Origin of the sequence: uncultured Helicobacter sp. (assembly GCF_937906905.1) — a bacterium.
Taxonomy (GTDB): domain Bacteria; phylum Campylobacterota; class Campylobacteria; order Campylobacterales; family Helicobacteraceae; genus Helicobacter_B.
Genome location: NZ_CALERY010000017.1, coordinates 1 through 17,487, shown reverse-complemented (window position 1 = coordinate 17,487; position 17,487 = coordinate 1). Strand labels below are relative to the sequence as shown.

Annotated in this window: 18 protein-coding genes and 1 tRNA gene; 14 read left to right on the top strand and 5 right to left on the bottom strand. The window is 45.5% G+C overall.

Going from position 1 to position 17,487, the window contains the following annotated elements; translation table 11 throughout:
• Positions 1-14: 14 nt before the first annotated feature.
• Entirely contained in the window at positions 15-551 is a 537-nt protein-coding gene (locus Q0171_RS03960) for a 50S ribosomal protein L25/general stress protein Ctc (RefSeq protein ID WP_299326994.1), read from the bottom strand.
• Positions 552-790: 239 nt separating this feature from the next.
• Here Q0171_RS03960 and Q0171_RS03955 point away from each other — a divergent pair, with 239 nt between their 5' ends.
• The 10 genes from Q0171_RS03955 to Q0171_RS03910 all read left to right on the top strand — a co-directional run bounded on the left by Q0171_RS03955 (position 791) and on the right by Q0171_RS03910 (position 9,853).
• The gene (locus tag Q0171_RS03955) at positions 791-994 is read left to right on the top strand and encodes a hypothetical protein (protein ID WP_299326992.1); all 204 of its coding nucleotides are present in this window, start codon (positions 791-793) and stop codon (positions 992-994) included.
• Positions 939-1,826, top strand: coding sequence for a hypothetical protein (locus tag Q0171_RS03950; protein WP_299326990.1), 888 nt, complete (start codon positions 939-941; stop codon positions 1,824-1,826). Before Q0171_RS03955 ends, Q0171_RS03950 begins: the two co-directional genes overlap by 56 nt.
• A gap of 12 nt (positions 1,827-1,838) precedes the next feature.
• Positions 1,839-2,651 (top strand): glycosyltransferase, encoded by an 813-nt coding sequence (locus tag Q0171_RS03945; RefSeq protein ID WP_299326988.1) that lies wholly within the window; start codon positions 1,839-1,841, stop codon positions 2,649-2,651.
• Complete coding sequence (locus tag Q0171_RS03940) at positions 2,648-3,580, top strand: Gfo/Idh/MocA family oxidoreductase (RefSeq protein ID WP_299326986.1); 933 nt, start codon at positions 2,648-2,650, stop codon at positions 3,578-3,580. The genes Q0171_RS03945 and Q0171_RS03940 overlap by 4 nt, the downstream gene beginning before the upstream one ends.
• A gap of 18 nt (positions 3,581-3,598) precedes the next feature.
• A complete protein-coding gene (locus tag Q0171_RS03935; RefSeq protein ID WP_299326984.1) occupies positions 3,599-4,792 on the top strand; it encodes an FAD-dependent oxidoreductase in 1,194 nt (397 codons plus the stop codon).
• A gap of 109 nt (positions 4,793-4,901) precedes the next feature.
• Positions 4,902-6,155 (top strand): efflux RND transporter periplasmic adaptor subunit, encoded by a 1,254-nt coding sequence (locus Q0171_RS03930; protein ID WP_299326982.1) that lies wholly within the window; start codon positions 4,902-4,904, stop codon positions 6,153-6,155.
• Positions 6,152-6,856, top strand: a complete 705-nt coding sequence (locus Q0171_RS03925) for an ABC transporter ATP-binding protein (protein WP_299326980.1) — start codon at positions 6,152-6,154, stop codon at positions 6,854-6,856. Before Q0171_RS03930 ends, Q0171_RS03925 begins: the two co-directional genes overlap by 4 nt.
• Entirely contained in the window at positions 6,853-8,067 is a 1,215-nt protein-coding gene (locus tag Q0171_RS03920; protein ID WP_299326978.1) for an ABC transporter permease, read from the top strand. The genes Q0171_RS03925 and Q0171_RS03920 overlap by 4 nt, the downstream gene beginning before the upstream one ends.
• Positions 8,068-8,123: 56 nt before the next feature.
• Entirely contained in the window at positions 8,124-9,026 is a 903-nt protein-coding gene (locus Q0171_RS03915) for an ABC transporter ATP-binding protein (RefSeq protein WP_299326976.1), read from the top strand.
• Entirely contained in the window at positions 9,023-9,853 is an 831-nt protein-coding gene (locus tag Q0171_RS03910; protein WP_299326974.1) for a hypothetical protein, read from the top strand. Before Q0171_RS03915 ends, Q0171_RS03910 begins: the two co-directional genes overlap by 4 nt.
• A gap of 117 nt (positions 9,854-9,970) precedes the next feature.
• Here the strand turns inward: Q0171_RS03910 and Q0171_RS03905 are convergent.
• From Q0171_RS03905 to Q0171_RS03890, 4 genes are all read right to left on the bottom strand, one after another.
• Positions 9,971-10,048 (bottom strand) — tRNA-Met (locus Q0171_RS03905).
• Between the two features lie 133 nt (positions 10,049-10,181).
• Positions 10,182-10,907 (bottom strand): MetQ/NlpA family ABC transporter substrate-binding protein, encoded by a 726-nt coding sequence (locus Q0171_RS03900; protein WP_299327038.1) that lies wholly within the window; start codon positions 10,905-10,907, stop codon positions 10,182-10,184.
• 109 nt (positions 10,908-11,016) lie between these two features.
• Complete coding sequence (locus tag Q0171_RS03895) at positions 11,017-11,670, bottom strand: methionine ABC transporter permease (RefSeq protein WP_299327036.1); 654 nt, start codon at positions 11,668-11,670, stop codon at positions 11,017-11,019.
• 270 nt (positions 11,671-11,940) lie between these two features.
• Positions 11,941-12,930, bottom strand: coding sequence for a methionine ABC transporter ATP-binding protein (locus tag Q0171_RS03890; RefSeq protein WP_299327034.1), 990 nt, complete (start codon positions 12,928-12,930; stop codon positions 11,941-11,943).
• Between the two features lie 275 nt (positions 12,931-13,205).
• On the opposite strand from Q0171_RS03890, the gene Q0171_RS03885 reads away from it, so the two are divergent.
• Genes Q0171_RS03885 through Q0171_RS03870 form a run of 4 tightly spaced genes read left to right on the top strand, consistent with a single transcriptional unit; the run spans position 13,206 to position 17,365 of the window.
• The gene (locus tag Q0171_RS03885) at positions 13,206-13,967 is read left to right on the top strand and encodes a (Fe-S)-binding protein (protein WP_299326972.1); all 762 of its coding nucleotides are present in this window, start codon (positions 13,206-13,208) and stop codon (positions 13,965-13,967) included.
• 50 nt (positions 13,968-14,017) lie between these two features.
• The gene (locus Q0171_RS03880) at positions 14,018-15,478 is read left to right on the top strand and encodes a LutB/LldF family L-lactate oxidation iron-sulfur protein (RefSeq protein WP_299326970.1); all 1,461 of its coding nucleotides are present in this window, start codon (positions 14,018-14,020) and stop codon (positions 15,476-15,478) included.
• On the top strand, positions 15,471-16,184 hold the full coding sequence (locus Q0171_RS03875; RefSeq protein WP_299326968.1) for an LUD domain-containing protein: 714 nt from the start codon (positions 15,471-15,473) through the stop codon (positions 16,182-16,184). Before Q0171_RS03880 ends, Q0171_RS03875 begins: the two co-directional genes overlap by 8 nt.
• Before the next feature lie 26 nt (positions 16,185-16,210).
• Entirely contained in the window at positions 16,211-17,365 is a 1,155-nt protein-coding gene (locus Q0171_RS03870) for a metallophosphoesterase (RefSeq protein WP_299326966.1), read from the top strand.
• Positions 17,366-17,487: the final 122 nt, after the last annotated feature.

Sequence of the window (17,487 nt, the reverse complement as noted above, 5' to 3'; positions counted from 1 at the left end):
GCAGGGAAGCGCGATTATTTGGCTTTGATACAGCTGATAACTGCGACAGATTCGTTTTCTGTGATTTTCACGCCTTGAATCTCTGGGAGATCGCGCACCAAGATTGAATGCCCCACATCAAGCGCACTCACATCAAGCTCATAGGCATTTGGCAGATTCTCGGGCGCAGCTTTCACGCTTACGCGCTTTTTGGCTATAAGGAGGACGCCTTTGTTTTTGAGCCCTACGGCAGTGCCTTTAGCGACGACAGGGACTTTGTATTTAGAGACTACGCCCTTTTGTGCGACCATAAGATCGATATGCAAGATTGTGTCATACACAGGGTCTTTTTGATATTCTTGGATCACTACATCAAGCGTCTTGCCACCGACTTTGACAGGGAAAATCAGCGAAGTTTTTGTTTTGATTGTGCGGATAAAGTCGTTGATCTTAAACGCGCAATGGATATTCTCCACACCTTTTGCATAGATATTGGCAATTAGATAGCCATCTTTCCGCAAGGCTTTTGCATTTGCCTTTGAAATACTCTCTCTAATTTGTCCTTCTAACATTGTGTATCCTTTCGTTGTTGTCTTAATAAAGCTTCTTGTAGATTCTAGCTAGCATTGGGCTAGAATCCTTAGAAACAGCCCGCGATTGTAGCTGGAATTTGCTTTAGGGAAGCTTTATAGCAAACAACAAGCCCATGCAAAAGCAGCCATTTCGCTTGTTGCTACAAGCATGATTTATGCTATAATCCCGCACATTTTACCTACCCATTTAGCTATCAAATTACGATATCGAGGGATTTATGCGACAAAATATCATCTCTATTGCCATTTTGCAGCAGCACATCACACCTAACTCCCTGCGCACGCTCCAGCTGGCGTTGAGCAAGCATTTTATGTATTTTGAGATTCTTTTGCTAAACCCCTTGTTTGGTGATATGAAAGCTGCTAGTGGCGCTGCTGGCGAGCTACATCTTCCCCCCCCCCCCGTTTTCACTAGATTCTAACGCGCATATCACCCAAGCAATCCCTAACTGCAGAATCCTGCAAATCTCATCACCCATAAGCAGTTATGAGAATCTAGGCTCATTGCAATACACAATTTTCCTGCAAGAGTGTATCGGGGATTATGTATTATTCTTCACCCCAGAAGTCGATCCTATAGATTCTGCCATTGCTATGCTAGAGCGCGCGCAAGATTATGATGCGATTATAGGTGTGCGAGAGACAAAGCTCCACAATCCACTCCAAAACCTCATCTCAAAGATTTTCTACAAGACATTTTCAATTTTTGGCAATGGTGATGGTCAAGAGTCTTTGAGTGAGTTTTGTGTGCTCTCCCGCAAAGTGATCAACACAATTTTACGCACACAGGGCGATATATCTCTGCTTCGTTTTGTAAATTTTGATAAAACATTGCGGATTTGCAAGCTCCCATACACACCGCTTAAACCTGCAAACAAACCAATCAAAAACTCTATCCACTTAGGACTTGACCTTATTATTACCAGCTCTTACAGGCTGCTGCGACTAGGCACTTGCTTATGCTTGTTGCTTGCTCTTTTTAATGGCTTATATACACTCTATATCGTGAGCTCTTTTCTCTTTCTTCCACATATTACACAGGGCTGGACTTCAACTTCTCTTTACATGGTCGTAATGAATACTGGGCTTTTTCTTACACTCTCTATCATGGGAGAATATCTGCGCGTGCTCCTAATACGCCAAAAAGGCGCAACTCCTTATGAAATCATTGATGAGCAAAGCTCTGTGGTGCTCGATATGTATGAGCGCAATATCACAGCAATCCCAAAAATCCCGCCCACTCGCCAACCCTAAGGAGGAGAATCCATGCCAAAAGCTCCTGTGCTTAATATCATATTCCCCGTGCTCAATGAGGAAAAACGCCTTGCAGCAGGTATAGACAAAGCTGCTGCATTCCTATTGCAAGAGCAAATCCCCTGTATCATTACTATCGTAGATAATGGCTCAAGCGATCGCACGCCAGAGATTGCCAAACATCTATGCGCGCGATATGCCAGCTTGGATTCTAGCAAGGTAGATTCTGCAATCCTAGAATCTAAGCTAAAAGTGGAATACCTACGCTTAGAAAAAAGAGGCGTAGGTCTAGCACTACGCAGCGCGATCAATCATAATGCCACACGCAAAGATCAAGAGCCTTGTGCATTTATAGGCTATATGGATATTGATCTATCTACTGACATCAAGCATATCAAAGAAGTCTATACTGCACTTTGTGCTAGCACCCAAATTATCGTGGGATCAAGACTGCTTAAAGGCGCAAAAGTTATTGGCAGAAGCCTAAAGCGCGAAATCTGCTCATGGGGACTTAATGCAATATTGCACGCAGTGCTAAAAGTGCGCTTTAGCGATGCGATGTGTGGGTTTAAATTCTATCATGCCAGCACAGCAGAGCTACTAAAATCACACTGCAGCGATGATGATGGGTGGTTTTATTGCGCACAAATGCTCATTATTGCCGAGCATTTAGGGCTATCCATCACGGAAATCCCAATACAATGGGCTGATGAAGCCACAGAGTCAAAAGTCAAAGTCCTACCCCTTGCGCGCACATATTTGCGTGAGATTTGGCGACTTAGATCTAGGTTTAAAGCAGAAATCCAGCCAAGAGACAAAGCATGAGGCACAAGCAAAAAGCACTTCTACTAGGCAGAGGGTATTGGGGAGAGATTCTAGCTCGATATATTCAGGAGTATTATGATTTACTTGAGATTTTAGGTAGTAATGTGGAGCCAAGCCACCTATACAAATCCCTAGAATCTGCTGATGTCGCATTTATCGCTACTCCACTGCATTCTCACTTCTCTCTAGCCCAGCTTGCGCTAGAGTGCAACTGCGATGTCTTTATCGAAAAGCCCACAACCACAACGCTTGCCCAACTCACAACACTACAATCCTTAGCGCGCAAAAGAAATCGTGTGCTTTTTACAAACTATATCTACACTTTTTCACGCAGTATTGGACATGCGCTAGAGCTACTGGAGCAAGCAAGCATACAATCCATTCATGCCAAGATTTGTCAATATGGCAGATTCTATGCAAATGAAAGTGTGCTAGAAGTGCTTGGTGTGCATTATTTGAGCGTATTTGCCGCTATGGAGGCTCAAGGGATACTCCACAATGTGCGCGTGGTAGAATGTGAGTTTTTCGACTCCGGCTTGCAGAGCGCACGAGTAGTGCTAGAATCTAGTGAATGCCCAATATCTCTGGAATGCTCACTACTAGCACAATCTAAAACCAGAATCCTACAAATACAAACCAATAACACAACTGCGCATAATCAACAAAGCAGCCCGGAAGATACAGATTCTAGGGATTTGACACTTTGTGTCAATATGCTCTCTCCAACCCCGCTTACCATAGAGCCAAGCTCCAAACATAAAAGCTTAAGCCCACTCCCTATCTATGATGAGTCTCAAAATCTCATACTATCCCTAGACAACTTTACAAAAGCAATCATAGATAAACAAACCTACCACTACCATGAGCGCCTTTGCACGCTAACACTCCAGCTCCTAGAGCAAGCCCACGCGAAAGCCAATATCGCCTAACACCAAAGGAAACCAACCATGAACCCTTACTATGCTTCCCCGCGCTTGAAGCGATATGACTGCGTTGTCATCGGGGGCGGATTTTTTGGGGCATGTATCGCGCTGCAAGCTAGAAAATCCTATCAAAAGGTCCTGCTCATTGAGCGCCTAGGTGATCTGCTGCTACACGCAAGCCTTAACAACCAAGCCCGCGTGCATAATGGCTACCACTACCCAAGAAGCCTTAGCACAGCACTTAGTAGCGCGCGACATTTTCGCACATTCTGCACAGAATTTGCACCAGCGATTATGCAAGAGTTTGAAAAATACTATTGCCTAGCGCGCATTGGATCAAAAATCTCTAGCACGCAGTTTTATCGGCTTTTTAAGCAATTTAATATTCCCATAGAGCCAGCCCCTGATACAATCAAATCCCTATGCGATCCATATCGCATTAGTGATGTATTTAAAGTGCGAGAATTTGCTTTCAATGCCAACATACTGCGCGAAATACTCAAAGAAAAGCTAGAATCCAGTGGTGTAGAGATTCTCTATCATACGCGTGCGCATTCCATAGGGCAAGAAGCTCAAGGGCAAGTGATCGTGCATATTACACCAGAATCTACTTCCAAGCCCCATTCATCATCACATCGCTTATGCGCTCCCCTGGTGCTAAACTGCACCTACGCTGGGATCAACACCTTGCTGATAAATTCTAATCTCCCACCCCTATCACTCAAATATGAGCTCACAGAAATGGCTCTTGTGCAAGTCCCTGAAACATTACATCATCTCTCTTTTACTATTATGGACGGAGCATTTTTCTCACTCATGCCCTACCCTGCTCGTGAATGCTATACACTAAGTCATGTGCGCTATACACCGCATTATGCCTGGGTGGATTCCAATACAAACACCCCAGAATCTAAGCATGATTCTCACCCAGATCCTTACAAGCTGCTAGGGGATTTCACACATGCACCGCGTAGTAATTTCCCACTTATGCTAGCAGATGCCAAACGATATATCCCAATCCTAGAATCCCTACAATACATCGACTCACTCTATGAGATAAAAACCCTCCAGACCAAAAATGAGCTCGATGATGGCAGACCTATTGTTTTTGCCAAGGATTATGGGATAAAGGGATTTTGCACGATTATGGGCGGCAAAATCGACAATATCTACGATATCACACATTGCCTACACACCGAGCTAGGATTCATACTCTAGCCCATAGAGTAGCTCTACTAGTAGCTACAATTCTGCTACAATACGCGCCGCACTTGAGCTCCTAAAATTGCGTGCAAAATCTAAGTGCCAATACCACAAAAGGAATGCCGTGGATACTACACAAATGCAAGCCTTGCTCCAGCCAAATCGCCAAAACAAAAGACGCAAGCGTGCGTGGATTATTGGCGCTATCATCGCCGTAGGCGTGGGTGTAGCACTGCTAGCATGGTGGATTTTACATGATCGCACCACCTATATCTATAAAACCACCTCACCACAGAGAGCTTCAATCACTCAAACCATCTCTGCAGCCGGCACACTTCAACCGCTAGACACCGTGGAGGTAGGCAGCCAGATTTCTGGGCGGATTCAGGAAGTTTTTGTCGATATCAACGACCATGTCAAAGAGGGCGAAGTGCTTGCCAAAATCAACCCCGAAAAGCTCCTTCAAACGCTCAATAAACAAAAAGCCAACCTAGAATCCGCGCGCGCGCAATACCAGCTAAGCCTCACCACAGAGAAAACTACCAAATGGAGTTATGAGCGCCTAAAAGCACTCTATGAACGCACAGGCGGGAAATCCCCCTCCCAGCTTGATCTCCACAGCGCCCAGCTTGAATATGAAAGCGCTAAGCGCAATGTCCAAGTTAATGCCTCTAATATCAAAAATATAGAATCCGATGTGCGCAGCAGCGAGATAGACATCAAAAACTCCATTATCATAAGCCCTATAAATGGCATTGTCCTAGAGCGCAAAATCGACCCAGGACAAACCGTAGCAGCAAGTTTTCAAACACCCACACTCTTCAAGCTCGCAAAAAGTCTCGAGCAAATGAGTCTCATCGTGCATGTCGCAGAATCTGACATCGGCAGTGTGCAAGCAGGACAGGAGGTGCGTTTTCGCGTTGATGCCTATCCCGATAAGGATTTTTATGCCAAAGTCGATCGTGTGAGCTACGCCGCCACGCAAGATAGCACAAACAACATCATTAGCTATGAGACGAGAATTCTTGTCGATAATAGCCAAAATCTCTTACGCCCTGGTATGAGTGCGAGCGCGACAATTATTGTCCAAACCCAAGATAATGCCCAAGCAGTCCCTGTGAGTGCGCTATTTTTCGAGCCACCAAAATCTATGGATAGTAGCAAGAAAAAATCTTTCTCCTTTAATGCCCCGCCACCACGCCGCACAAACAGCATTGCCCAATCCAAAAAGCCCAGCAAAACAATCTATCTCCTCGAAAATAGCAAGCCTACCCCGCTAGAAGTAGAGATAGGGATTAGCGATGGTGTGCATGTGCAGATTCTGCGCCCTACTCTCTCGCCAAATACACAAATCATCACGCAAATGCAGCAAAAATGAGCTTCATCTCCCTAGAAAGTGCCCACAAAGCCTATGACACAGGCTACCATGCCCTGCGCGGGGTGGATTTGCGCATAGAGCGGGGCGAATTTATCGCACTTATGGGACCATCTGGCTCGGGGAAATCCACCATGGCAAATATCCTTGGCTGCCTAGACTCTCTCACTTCTGGGCATTATTACTTCAATGGTCTAGAGATCACTACGCTCTCACGCAAGCAGCGCGCGATGGTGCGGCGATTTTGCATAGGGTTTGTATTTCAGGGGTTTAATCTACTCTCGCGCACATCTGCGCTAGAAAATGTCGAGCTTCCCTTACTCTACAAAGGCTTGGATAAAAAATCCCGCCATGCTAAAGCCATGAATGCGCTTGAGCGCGTGGGGCTTGCGCGCTGGGCAGGACATCTAAGCAACGAGCTAAGTGGTGGGCAGCAGCAGCGCGTAGCAATCGCTCGAGCAATCGCGCAAGAGCCGATGTTTCTCATCGCTGATGAGCCTACGGGGAATCTAGATTCTACTCGCTCTGTGGAAATCATGGAGCTGCTCACCTCGCTTAATCGCGAGCTAGGCGTTACAATCCTCATGGTAACACACGAAAGCGATATGGCACGCTACGCCTCGCGTGAGCTGCATTTTTTTGATGGACAAATTCAAATCGATCAAAACACGCCAGAATCTAAAAATTCCAAAGACATGCCATGATCATAAATGCACTAATCCTAGCTTTTAAGCAAATCTACAGAAATATGTTGCGTGCGTTTCTTACCATGCTAGGTGTTATCATCGGTGTGGCGAGCGTGGTTATTATGATTGCCATTGGCAATGGAGTCAAAGTAAATATCCAAAACCAGATAAAAAGCCTAGGTAGCAATATCATCACTCTAAATCCAGCGCGAGGCTTTAGCAGTGCTGGCGGGAGTCTGCAGCGCAATTTCAGCACTGCCGAAGTAGCAATCGTGCGCAACACTTTCACACAAGCGCGCGCCATAGCACCCATAGCTTCAACCCAAACACTCGTGCGCTATGGAGGCAAAAGTGCGCAAGTCATGGTAAGTGGAGTGGATTCTGGCTATCTAGCTGCTACGATGTGGCAGCTAGATTCTGGGCGGGTAATTGAAGAGCGAGAGTATGAAAGTGGGGCGCGAATGTGCCTTGTGGGCACAAGCATGGTCAAAGAGCTATTTGGCACAGAGAATCCGCTCGGTGCTCGGGTGCGCATACGCGATAGCATGTGTGAGATCGTAGGAGTGCTAGAATCCAAAGGACAAGGCGCACGAGGGAATGACCAAGACAATATCATTTTGCTCCCACTAAAAGCCTTCTCAAACTTCGTCTTTGGCACTAGTAGCCCGTTTTTCATCTCCCAGGTGCTCATCTCGCTCGATGATGGTGTAGATAGTGTGCTAGCAGCAGCTAAATTACGCGAGATCATGCTCCAAATCCGCCCACCACAAGAAGGACAAAAAGAGCGCTTTGACATCTGGGACACAAAAGAAATGGCACGGGCTATGGAAGAGGCGACAAAAACAATGACAATATTTCTAGGTGCGATTGCAAGTATGAGCTTGTTTGTAGGCGGGATTGGGATTATGAATATCATGCTGGTCTCTGTTACCGAGCGCACACGAGAGATTGGCACACGGCTAGCTATTGGCGCACTAGAGAGCGAAGTGCTCTTGCAGTTTCTAGTAGAATCTATCGTCATTAGCTCGCTTGGAGGGTGTATCGGGGTGGTGGTTGGGTTTTTTGGCGCATGGCTAGCGAGCTACCTTATGCTAATCCCTTTTGTGTTTGACATCGGTGTGGCAGTGCTGGCATTTGGGATTTCTGCGGGGATTGGCGTGATATTTGGCTATCTTCCAGCAAAAAAAGCCTCCATGCAAGACCCCATAAAAGCCTTGCGCTATGAGTAGATTCTGCTATAATCATCGTAAATCCACTCCTACACAGCAGACTTCCAAGGAGTTCCATGCTAGTTACAATCTCCCACCTAAGCAAGTCCTACGACTCTACCAGAGCCATAGATAATCTCTCGCTTCAGCTAGAGAGTGGCAGGATTGTCGGGCTACTTGGACCAAATGGCAGCGGGAAAACAACGCTCATTAAAGTGCTTCTAGGGCTTTTGCGCCAATATGATGGCAGCGTCCAAATACTTGGCAAATCTATTAGCGATGAATCAAAAGCATATATCTCTTATCTCCCTGATAAAAATCATATTCCCCTGCACTGGAATTTCGAGTATGCGTGCAAATTTTTTGCGGATTTTTTTGTCGATTTCGACATGGGGAAAGCCCTATCTCTCTGCGCACAGCTAGGACTCAATCCCAAACAGAAGCTCAAACATCTCTCCAAAGGCAATAGAGAAAAAATCGCACTTATTCTCATGCTCTCGCGCAAAGCCAAGCTCTATATATTTGATGAGCCAATTGCTGGAGTCGATCCTGTGGCACGGGATTTGGTGTTTAAGCTCATTTTAGAAAACTACGACAAAAATGCTAGCGTGCTTATCGCCACGCACCTTATCCATGATGTAGAGCCTATCCTTGATGAAGCAATTTTTCTCTCCCATGGTCAAGTGCTTGCTCACAAAACTATCGAGGAATTTACTGCAGGAGGACTTACGCTAGAGGGTGCGTTTAAACAAGCATTCGCACACAATTTTGACCCGCAACATACTAGCCCGCAGCACCTAGGCAGAGAAAATCTACGCGCGCTAGATTCTGGTGTGCCAAACGCCAGCACCGACACACCAGAATCTAATCTTATCTCATTGGATTCTACCTCACTAGAATCCAATGAAGCAAAATCCACTTCCCCAAACTCCGCTAGACCAACCCCTACTACACAAAACTCGCAATGGAGTAGCCTATGAGAAAACTTCTCCGCTACGAGTTCTCACAAAGCTATCTTCCACTTGCTGTCATTAGCCTGGCGTTTCTTATCTGCATGCTAGGCATAAGCGTGATTGTCAAATACAACACACTGCATACTTTGGGCTTGGGCATTATGCAGTTTATCTTGGGGCTATGTATTACTGGTGCGGTGCTGCTTTGTTTTATATTGATTATCTGGCAGATTCTGCTTATCATCTCCACATTTGGGAAAAATCTCTTTGGCGATTATGGATATTTACTATTCTGTGTGCCTATGGGAATCGATACAATCCTGCTGGCTAAAATTCTTAACTGCTTTATCTTAATTGGTGCTTCACTTAGCTTTTTTGCATTTGTGGGAGTTGGCTCACTGGTTTTTATCGCCAATATCAATCCATCTGTGATGTTTTCAGTGCTTGGTGAAAACATCGCGCATTTCTTCTTAAATTTTAATGAGACACGCGCATTTTTTACACTCTATGCAATCACATCGATTTTTGGCTTCACGCTGGAGTTTCTCATGTATATCCTGCTAACACTCGCCTTACTAAATATGTGGCGTGTGAGTAGCTTTCGCTTTGTGGTTGGGCTCTTGCTATTTTTTGGGATTGTGATTTGTGGAAATATTATAGGTGCGCTACTAGGACTTGGATTAGCAGCATTTAGTGGAGTAAATACTGCTATTGCCGAATACCTAAATAGTCAAAGCGTAAGTCTAGAGATGTGGATAGTATATGGGTATGTTGTATGCAGCCACTTACTTCTAAGTGGTGCAAGCTATCTGCTTGCGCGCACATGTATCATCAAAAAACTCGAGCTTGAATAAAATCCACCACAATCAAAAAGCAAAGAAACATACCGCCTATCAATTAGAGCAAGAAACAAACAATCTAAAAGCAGAATCTAAGGCTTATCTGGAAGTTCAATAAAAGCAATGGTAGTATGGTGTCAAGGGGGGGACTTGAACCCCCGACCTCCGGCTTATGAGACCAGCGCTCTAAACCAGCTGAGCTACCCTGACACGGAAGCGCGATTATACGCAAAAACCCTGTAAAAAGTCAAGCCACTACCAGAAACAAAATTAAGAAAGTAAATCCTCCTAGCCCAAGTATTTACCAGAATCTGGATTTGGGCTAGAGTGCAGGCAAATGTAATTAAAACGCAGGGACAATTTGACCTTTGTAAGTTTTCTCGATGAAGTCTTTCACCTTTTGACTTTGCATTGCTTTTTTAAGCGCTTGGATTGATTCTTTATTTTCATCTCCTGCGCGCACAGCAATGATATTCGCATAAGGCGATCGAGAATCCTCTAGGATAAGCGCATCTTGAGCAGTAAGCTTGGCTTGAATCGCATAGTTGCCATTGATAATAGCCAGATCTGCATCTTGCATAGTTTTAGGCAATAGAGCAGCTTCAAGCGCCTTAATCTTGAGATTTTTTGGATTCTCGATAATATCAGTCTCTTTTGCTCTTAGGTTGCTTGGATCTTTAAGTTTGATAAGCCCGCTATTGTGGAGCAAAATCAACGCTCTTCCGCCATTTGTCGGGTCATTTGGGATAAGGATAGTCGCGCCATCTTTAAGCTCTTTGATGTCTTTAATGCGCTTAGAATATCCACCGATAGGTTCAATATGCACTTGCCCTACACCTACAAGATTTAGCTTTCTATCTTCGTTCATTTTGTCCATGTATGGCTTATGCTGCATATAGTTAGCATCAAGACTCTTTTCACTAAGTGCGATATTTGGCAAAACATAGTCGGTAAATTCCACGACTTCAAGCTCGATTCCAGCCTCTGCCAAATCTGGCGCAATGAAGCGTAGTATTTCTGCTTGTGGCACTGGTGTGGCGCCGACTTTTAGCTTCTCTGCATGCAACATGCTAGAAAGCGAAAGCGCAAGAGCTGCAGCCCCTAAAATCCCTTTAGAGAGAATCCCTTGAGAAAGTATTTTCATGTATGCTCCTTATATGTAAGATTGAGTAATCATTCTAGCGCATTTTTCTTGCTTTTGCGATAAGAGTATCACCAAAACTCTGCACAAACTGCACAAGCAAGATAATCACGATAGAAGTCGTTAGCAAAATATCCTCCTGATAGGCTTGGAATCCTATGCGTATCGCCACATCACCAAGCCCTCCAGCCCCCACAGCACCACCCATAGCCGAGTAGCCAATGAGCGCGATAATCGTAATCGTCGTAGCATTGATTAGTCCGGGTTTGGCTTCAGCTATCATCATGCGCATAATACGAAGTTTGCTCGCACCCATACTAAGCGTGGCTTCAATAAGACCTTTATCAATCTCCTCAAATGCTCCCTCAAATAGCCGTGCAATGAAAGGAATGGCTGCGATAGAAAGTGGAATCACCGCTGCACTCGCACCAATGCTTGTGCCTACAATCGCACGCGAGAGTGGCAAAAGCAAGATGATAAGAATAATAAAAGGAAAAGAACGCACGATATTTACCACCGAGCCTAGCAGAGCGTTTAGTGAAGGTTGGGAGCAGATTCTATGGCGTTTTGTTACACTTAGCGCCATGCCAAGAGGAAGCCCCAAAATCACTGCGACAAAGGTTGAAAGCACGACCATATAAAGCGTGTCATAAGTAGCTTGGGACAGCTGATTATAATGATAGGCAACCATACGCGCTAGATCTTCTAGCCCACCAGAATCTACCGCACCTACCATACTCCATACACCACATACAAGCACTTGCAGCCCATCTCTAAAGCGCACATCAATCGCGTTTGCCGCAAGTCTTAAGGCAGAATCTAGCCCAAGCGAGCCCAGAAGCACTGCAAGATCTTTTAGCAATGGCGCAACACATAGCAGCACAATCACCACGCAAGCAATGCCTGCTACGATATAGCCGATAGTTTTTTGTATCTTTTTCATCATAGCCCCTTTTATAAATTATGCAAAATGCTCAACGAGCAGCTGCTTGTGGCGCAGATATTCGATCGCTTTTTCTATCTGTGCCTCCTCCCCACCAAACTCTACAAACAAATGCCCCACTTTCGTCGTGCTAAGAGGCTCAATATTGCCCGCTAGAATATTCACATCTACACCAAAGCGTTTAATAATATCTGACATCAGCGGTTGATCAACATACTCCCCGACAAAAGAAATCTTATAACCATTGTGGCTTTGCTCAAGAACTTCTCGCTCACTTACAGCTGGGAGATAGGAAAGCAGCTCTTTGGTGATAGCATGCTTTGGCGCACTAAATATCTGCTCCACACTGCCACGCTCTACGATTTCTCCACCACTCATCACACACATGACATTACAAATCTCGCGCACAACTTCAATCTGGTGAGTGATAAGCACAATAGTGATTCCAAGCTGGGTTTGGATACTTTTTAACAATGCAAGAATCGAGTGCGTCGTCTTAGTATCGAGTGCGCTAGTGGCTTCATCGCAAAGCAAAATATCCGGGTGATTACTTAGAGCGCGTGCGATTGCCACTCGCTGCTTTTGCCCACCGCTTAGTTGGCTTGGGTAGAAATGCGCTTTCTCACGCAAGCCCACAATTTGTAGCAGCTCATAGACGCGTGTCTTTATCTGCTCTTTTTTCCAGCCAGCAATTTCTAGCGCAAACGCTACATTGCCAAAGACATCACGCGATGAAAGGAGATTAAAATGCTGAAAAATCATGCCAATTTTTTGGCGGCGTTTTTGAAGTGCGCTTTCGCTTAGTGTAAGGATATTTTCACCATTTATAAGAATTTCACCACTACTTGGATTCTCGAGACGATTGATTAGGCGAATAAGAGTGGATTTCCCTGCACCCGAGTAGCCAATAATCCCCATAATATCACCTTTATGCACATGTAGTGAGAGCGGCTGAATAGCTTGAAAGCCATTAGGATAGACTTTTGTAACATTATTCAAGTATATGATAGGCTGCGCTGTATCCACGAAAATCCTTGCAATTAAAATCTTAGAAAGCGTGGATTCTATCATAAATTTTTATAAAACACAATATGTATTTACATATTTTTACGAAGTGTTCGTTAGAATCTAATCCAACCAAAGCGGCAAAATCTCCCCAGTGAAGAGAGAAAATGCCAGAAATTTAGATACGACTAATAAACACGACATGCAAAATGCGCTAGAATAATCAGCACTTAGGATTTATCTTAAGATTCTTCATCACCATATTCTAAGGAGCGTTTATGCACACAGCGCATAGCAACCCAAGCGATGGGAAAAAGGTCTATTTCTTCTCCACTTGTATCGGCGCGGCAGCGTGCGCGGATACTTGTATCAACGCCATTAAGCTACTACAAAAAGAAGGGGTAGAAGTCATCGTCAAAAAGGACCAAACCTGCTGCGGACAGCCTAGCTACAACTCTGGCTACTATGATGAGACAAGGCAAGTAGCCTTGCATACTATGCGACTTTTTCGCCACGACTATCCTATCGTGCTAATTAGCGGCTCTTGCACAGGAATGTTTCGCATTGATTATGAAGAGCTTTTTAAAAACACGGAGCATTATGAGGAGGCTAAAGCATTTGCTGCGCGCGTGTATGAGCTTAGCGAATATCTTAGCGAAGTGCTGCAAGTGCGCTATGAAGATGTAGGCAAGCCCGTGCGTATCACTTGGCATAGTAATTGCCATGCTCTGCGTGCGGCGAAGTGTATCCCAGCAGCAAAATCTCTACTAAAAAGCCTAAAAAATGTCGAGCTAGTAGAGCTAGAGAGAGAAGAGGAGTGCTGCGGATTTGGCGGGACATTTAGTGTGAAAGAGCCTGAAGTCTCTGCTGCTATGGTAAGCCAAAAAATCGCTGATATACAAGCGCGCCAAGTGGATTATCTAATCGCTGGTGATGCAGGCTGCGCGCTTAATATCACAGGGGCTATGCGTAAGCAAGGAGTCAATATTGATTATATGCATCTCTATGATTTTCTTGCTAAGCGCATCGGGCTAGCGTGAATTAGATTCTAGAATCTTAAAGCAACTATCCAAAGAGAAAAAGGACGACCATGAGCCACAACACGACAAGCAATCTCTCTGCGCAAAAAGCGCATTTCCACCACGCAATCAACGAGGGGCTGGAAAATAAACAGCTCCGCACCAACCTTCTCTCCGCCATGGATACACTCCGCACCAACCGCAAAAATCTCATCAACGCTCGCTTTGTGCATTGGGAGAGCTTGCGCGAAAAAGGCAAAAGACTTAAGCAAAATGCCCTATCCCAGCTAGATTCTGTGCTAGAAGAGTTTGAGAGAAATGCCACAAAAAATGGTATGCAAGTGCATTGGGCGCGCGATGGGCAAGAGGCAAATGAAATCATCTACAATCTTATGCAAGAAAAGGGTGTAAAAAAGATCCTTAAAGGCAAGTCTATGGCAAGCGAGGAGATACATCTCAATCACTTCCTAGAATCCAAAGGCTTGCAGGCGATTGAGACGGATTTAGGCGAAGTGATTTTGCAGCTCCTTGGTGAGAGTCCTGTGCATATCGTAGTCCCAGCAATCCACAAAAACCGCTATGAAATCGGCGAGCTTTTTCACAAAAAGCTCAACGCCCCGCTAGAGAGCGAGCCAGAGAAGCTAAATGGCATTGCTAGAAGCTATATGCGCAATGAGTTTGAGACTTTTACAATGGGGCTTAGCGGGGTGAATTTCGCCATCGCTGAAGAAGGTGCGATCTGGCTTATAGAAAATGAAGGTAATGGCAGGATGAGCACCACCGCGCCAGAAATCCATATCGCCATTTGTGGAATCGAAAAGGTCGTCCAAAGCTTTGAAGAAGCAGCAATCCTTGATACTATGCTAGCACCTTCTGCGGTGGGAAGTGTGATCACCTGCTACAACAACATCATCACCTCTCCGCGCAAAGAGGGGGAAAAAGATGGACCAAAAGAAGTGCATATTATCCTGCTAGATAATAATCGCTCTGCTATGCTAAAAGACCCCCACTACTACCGCGCGATGAGCTGTATCCGCTGCGGCAGCTGCCTAAACCACTGCCCAGTGTATGACAAAATCGGCGGACACGCCTATCTAAGCACCTATCCCGGACCCATTGGCGAAGTCATCACACCTCAACTCTTTGGGCTAAACACCTGCTCGCCTATGCTTGATCTCTGCTCGCTTTGTGGGCGTTGCACAGAAGTGTGCCCTGTGCAGATTCCACTAGCGGAGCTTATACGAGATTTGCGTAGTGAGCGCGTGGGACAGGGGCGCAAACATATCGCTGGCAATGATGGCAGCACGCAAAGTCGCGCAGAGCAGTCCCAAATGCGCACATTTGCTAGCCTTGCGACTAATCCTAGCAGGTGGCGGCTTGCTATGTCGATGACGAAGTTTGCCCCACTGCTTGCACCCTTTGCTAGATTTTTGCCATTACTAAAGCATTGGACCAAATACCGAAGCTTCCCCACAATTAGCGCAGACTTCCATAAAAAAGTCGCAAACTTACAAGGAGTGATTTATGAGTAGTGCAAAAGAAGCGATTTTAGCTAGGGTGCGAGAGTCTATCGCCTATAATCACACAATCCCAGCCTTTAGTGCGCATTTTGGCAACGCGCTAAAGCTTGACCAAGCAGGTGAGCTAGAATCCAAAAAAGTGGATTCTAGTAGCAATCTTGTGGAAAACTTCATCGCCAACCACACCAACAACAAAGCCATTGTCGTGCAAGCCACAAAAGCTACGCTCACAAACGCAGTGCAAGAGATTGTGCAGCAAGAAATTAGCCAAGGCGCGATCGCACAAGGAGAAAAGCTGCTCTACAACCCTGACATCGAGCTTGAAGTAAGCAAGCTCCAACACATCACGCCCATAGCCTACACACAAAGTGTCGATACTATGCGCACAGAGCTTTTTCATATCCCTATTTCTCTCGTGCAAGCACGATGTGGGGTGGCAGATCTTGGGATTTTGGGACTAAGCTCTAATGAAAATGCTCCACGATTATCATCGCTTATTACCAATATCTGTATCTATCTTTTGCCAAAGGCTGCTATCGTGCGCAATATTTTTAATGGCATAGAGTTTATTAAAGATTATGAGCGATCGCGCTCTGGCTCTACTATCCTGCCAAGTAATATTATCTTTGTCGCAGGACCAAGCCGCACAGCAGACATTGAGCTGCAAACCGTCTTTGGTGTGCATGGACCTAGGAAAACTTATGCCCTGCTTTACTAGCATTACTTCGGTCTTGTAGAGATATTATGGAAGATACCCCAGAATTTGCCCAGATGAATGGGCTTTTGTTCCCATTTCTTGGCTCGCTGCTTTTTGTGGCTATCCATATTATCATCTACTTTTTACTCGTGCGTCATATCTCTAGCCGCGCTTATGTGCGTAGATTGTATAGCGCGATTTTGTGGATCAATCTTGGCTGGAGTGTGGCATATATGTTTATGCGCTATGCCGCTACGCCTAAATGGCTCTTTATGCTCGCTTCTATCTCGGTGGGCGTGGCATTTTCATTTCTCATCGCAGCCCTTATCGCAGGGGCAATCAACGCCGCGCTAATGCTTGCTCGCCGCCACCACCTAGTCCCCAAGGCAAAGCGATATATCCTAGCACTTTGCTGTGTGTATAGTCTCTATGCAGTGTATCACGGACTAGAAGATCCCAAAGTAGAAAAGCTCTCTATGGAGCTAGACAAGCTCGCAGCTCCGCTAACAATCGTGCAGCTAAGTGATGTGCATATCGGCGGGCTTATGGACGAAGAGCGCGTGGCTAAAATCGTGTTTCTAGTCAATCAAACAGAGCCTGATATTATCGCCATAACAGGCGATTTAGTCGATACAAGCCTAGCTAATGCAAAATCCACCCTTGATTTGCTTCGTGCGTTGCGCGCAAAGTATGGCGTGTATTATGTCTTGGGCAATCACGAGTATATCCACGATGTGCAAGATATGCTAGAGTATTTGCCCTCCCTTGGTATCCAAGTTTTACTCAATGAAAATCTCCCCATTGGCACACCACCACTCATCAACCTCGCTGGCAGCGCGGATCTTATGGGCGATCGCTTAGGCTTCTTGCGCCCAGATTTTGAAAAAACTTTCGCCAATCTCAACCCAGCTCTCCCCACCATTCTCCTAACCCACCAGCCTAAAGTCATCAATATCCTGCCAGAATCCTTGCTTGCTAAAGCTGATTTACTGCTCACAGGACACACGCACGGCGGACAGATTTTCCCTATCTCACTAGCAGTGCTTCTCCAGCAGCCCTATCTCAAAGGACTGCACCAAACAAAAACCGGCGGCTATGTCTATGTAAGCGAGGGGACAGGCTTCTGGGGACCGCCTATGCGCGCGCTAAGCGATAGTGAGATCACGCTCTTTGAGCTACTGCCACCAGCCTCGCACAAGTAGATATAAAAATCTACGCTTTATATATTCGTATCTGCTTTAGTGCTTTTTTGATTTAGGCAAGAGAGTTTTTACCGCTCGTTTCATCATGCGCAGCACTGCATAGAGCGTGGGGGCATAGGCGA

Bases quoted from the DNA above. Each gene is read 5' to 3' on its own strand.
- Q0171_RS03935 (WP_299326984.1), top strand. From the start codon at position 3,599: ATGAACCCTTACTATGCTTCCCCGCGCTTGAAGCGATATGACTGCGTT.
- Q0171_RS03910 (WP_299326974.1), top strand. From the start codon at position 9,023: ATGAGAAAACTTCTCCGCTACGAGTTCTCACAAAGCTATCTTCCACTT.
- Q0171_RS03940 (WP_299326986.1), top strand. From the start codon at position 2,648: ATGAGGCACAAGCAAAAAGCACTTCTACTAGGCAGAGGGTATTGGGGA.
- Q0171_RS03870 (WP_299326966.1), top strand. From the start codon at position 16,211: ATGGAAGATACCCCAGAATTTGCCCAGATGAATGGGCTTTTGTTCCCA.
- Q0171_RS03880 (WP_299326970.1), top strand. From the start codon at position 14,018: ATGAGCCACAACACGACAAGCAATCTCTCTGCGCAAAAAGCGCATTTC.
- Q0171_RS03925 (WP_299326980.1), top strand. From the start codon at position 6,152: ATGAGCTTCATCTCCCTAGAAAGTGCCCACAAAGCCTATGACACAGGC.
- Q0171_RS03915 (WP_299326976.1), top strand. From the start codon at position 8,124: ATGCTAGTTACAATCTCCCACCTAAGCAAGTCCTACGACTCTACCAGA.
- Q0171_RS03920 (WP_299326978.1), top strand. From the start codon at position 6,853: ATGATCATAAATGCACTAATCCTAGCTTTTAAGCAAATCTACAGAAAT.
- Q0171_RS03885 (WP_299326972.1), top strand. From the start codon at position 13,206: ATGCACACAGCGCATAGCAACCCAAGCGATGGGAAAAAGGTCTATTTC.
- Q0171_RS03895 (WP_299327036.1), bottom strand. From the start codon at position 11,670: ATGGTTGCCTATCATTATAATCAGCTGTCCCAAGCTACTTATGACACG.
- Q0171_RS03960 (WP_299326994.1), bottom strand. From the start codon at position 551: ATGTTAGAAGGACAAATTAGAGAGAGTATTTCAAAGGCAAATGCAAAA.
- Q0171_RS03955 (WP_299326992.1), top strand. From the start codon at position 791: ATGCGACAAAATATCATCTCTATTGCCATTTTGCAGCAGCACATCACA.
- Q0171_RS03900 (WP_299327038.1), bottom strand. From the start codon at position 10,907: ATGTTGCATGCAGAGAAGCTAAAAGTCGGCGCCACACCAGTGCCACAA.
- Q0171_RS03875 (WP_299326968.1), top strand. From the start codon at position 15,471: ATGAGTAGTGCAAAAGAAGCGATTTTAGCTAGGGTGCGAGAGTCTATC.
- Q0171_RS03945 (WP_299326988.1), top strand. From the start codon at position 1,839: ATGCCAAAAGCTCCTGTGCTTAATATCATATTCCCCGTGCTCAATGAG.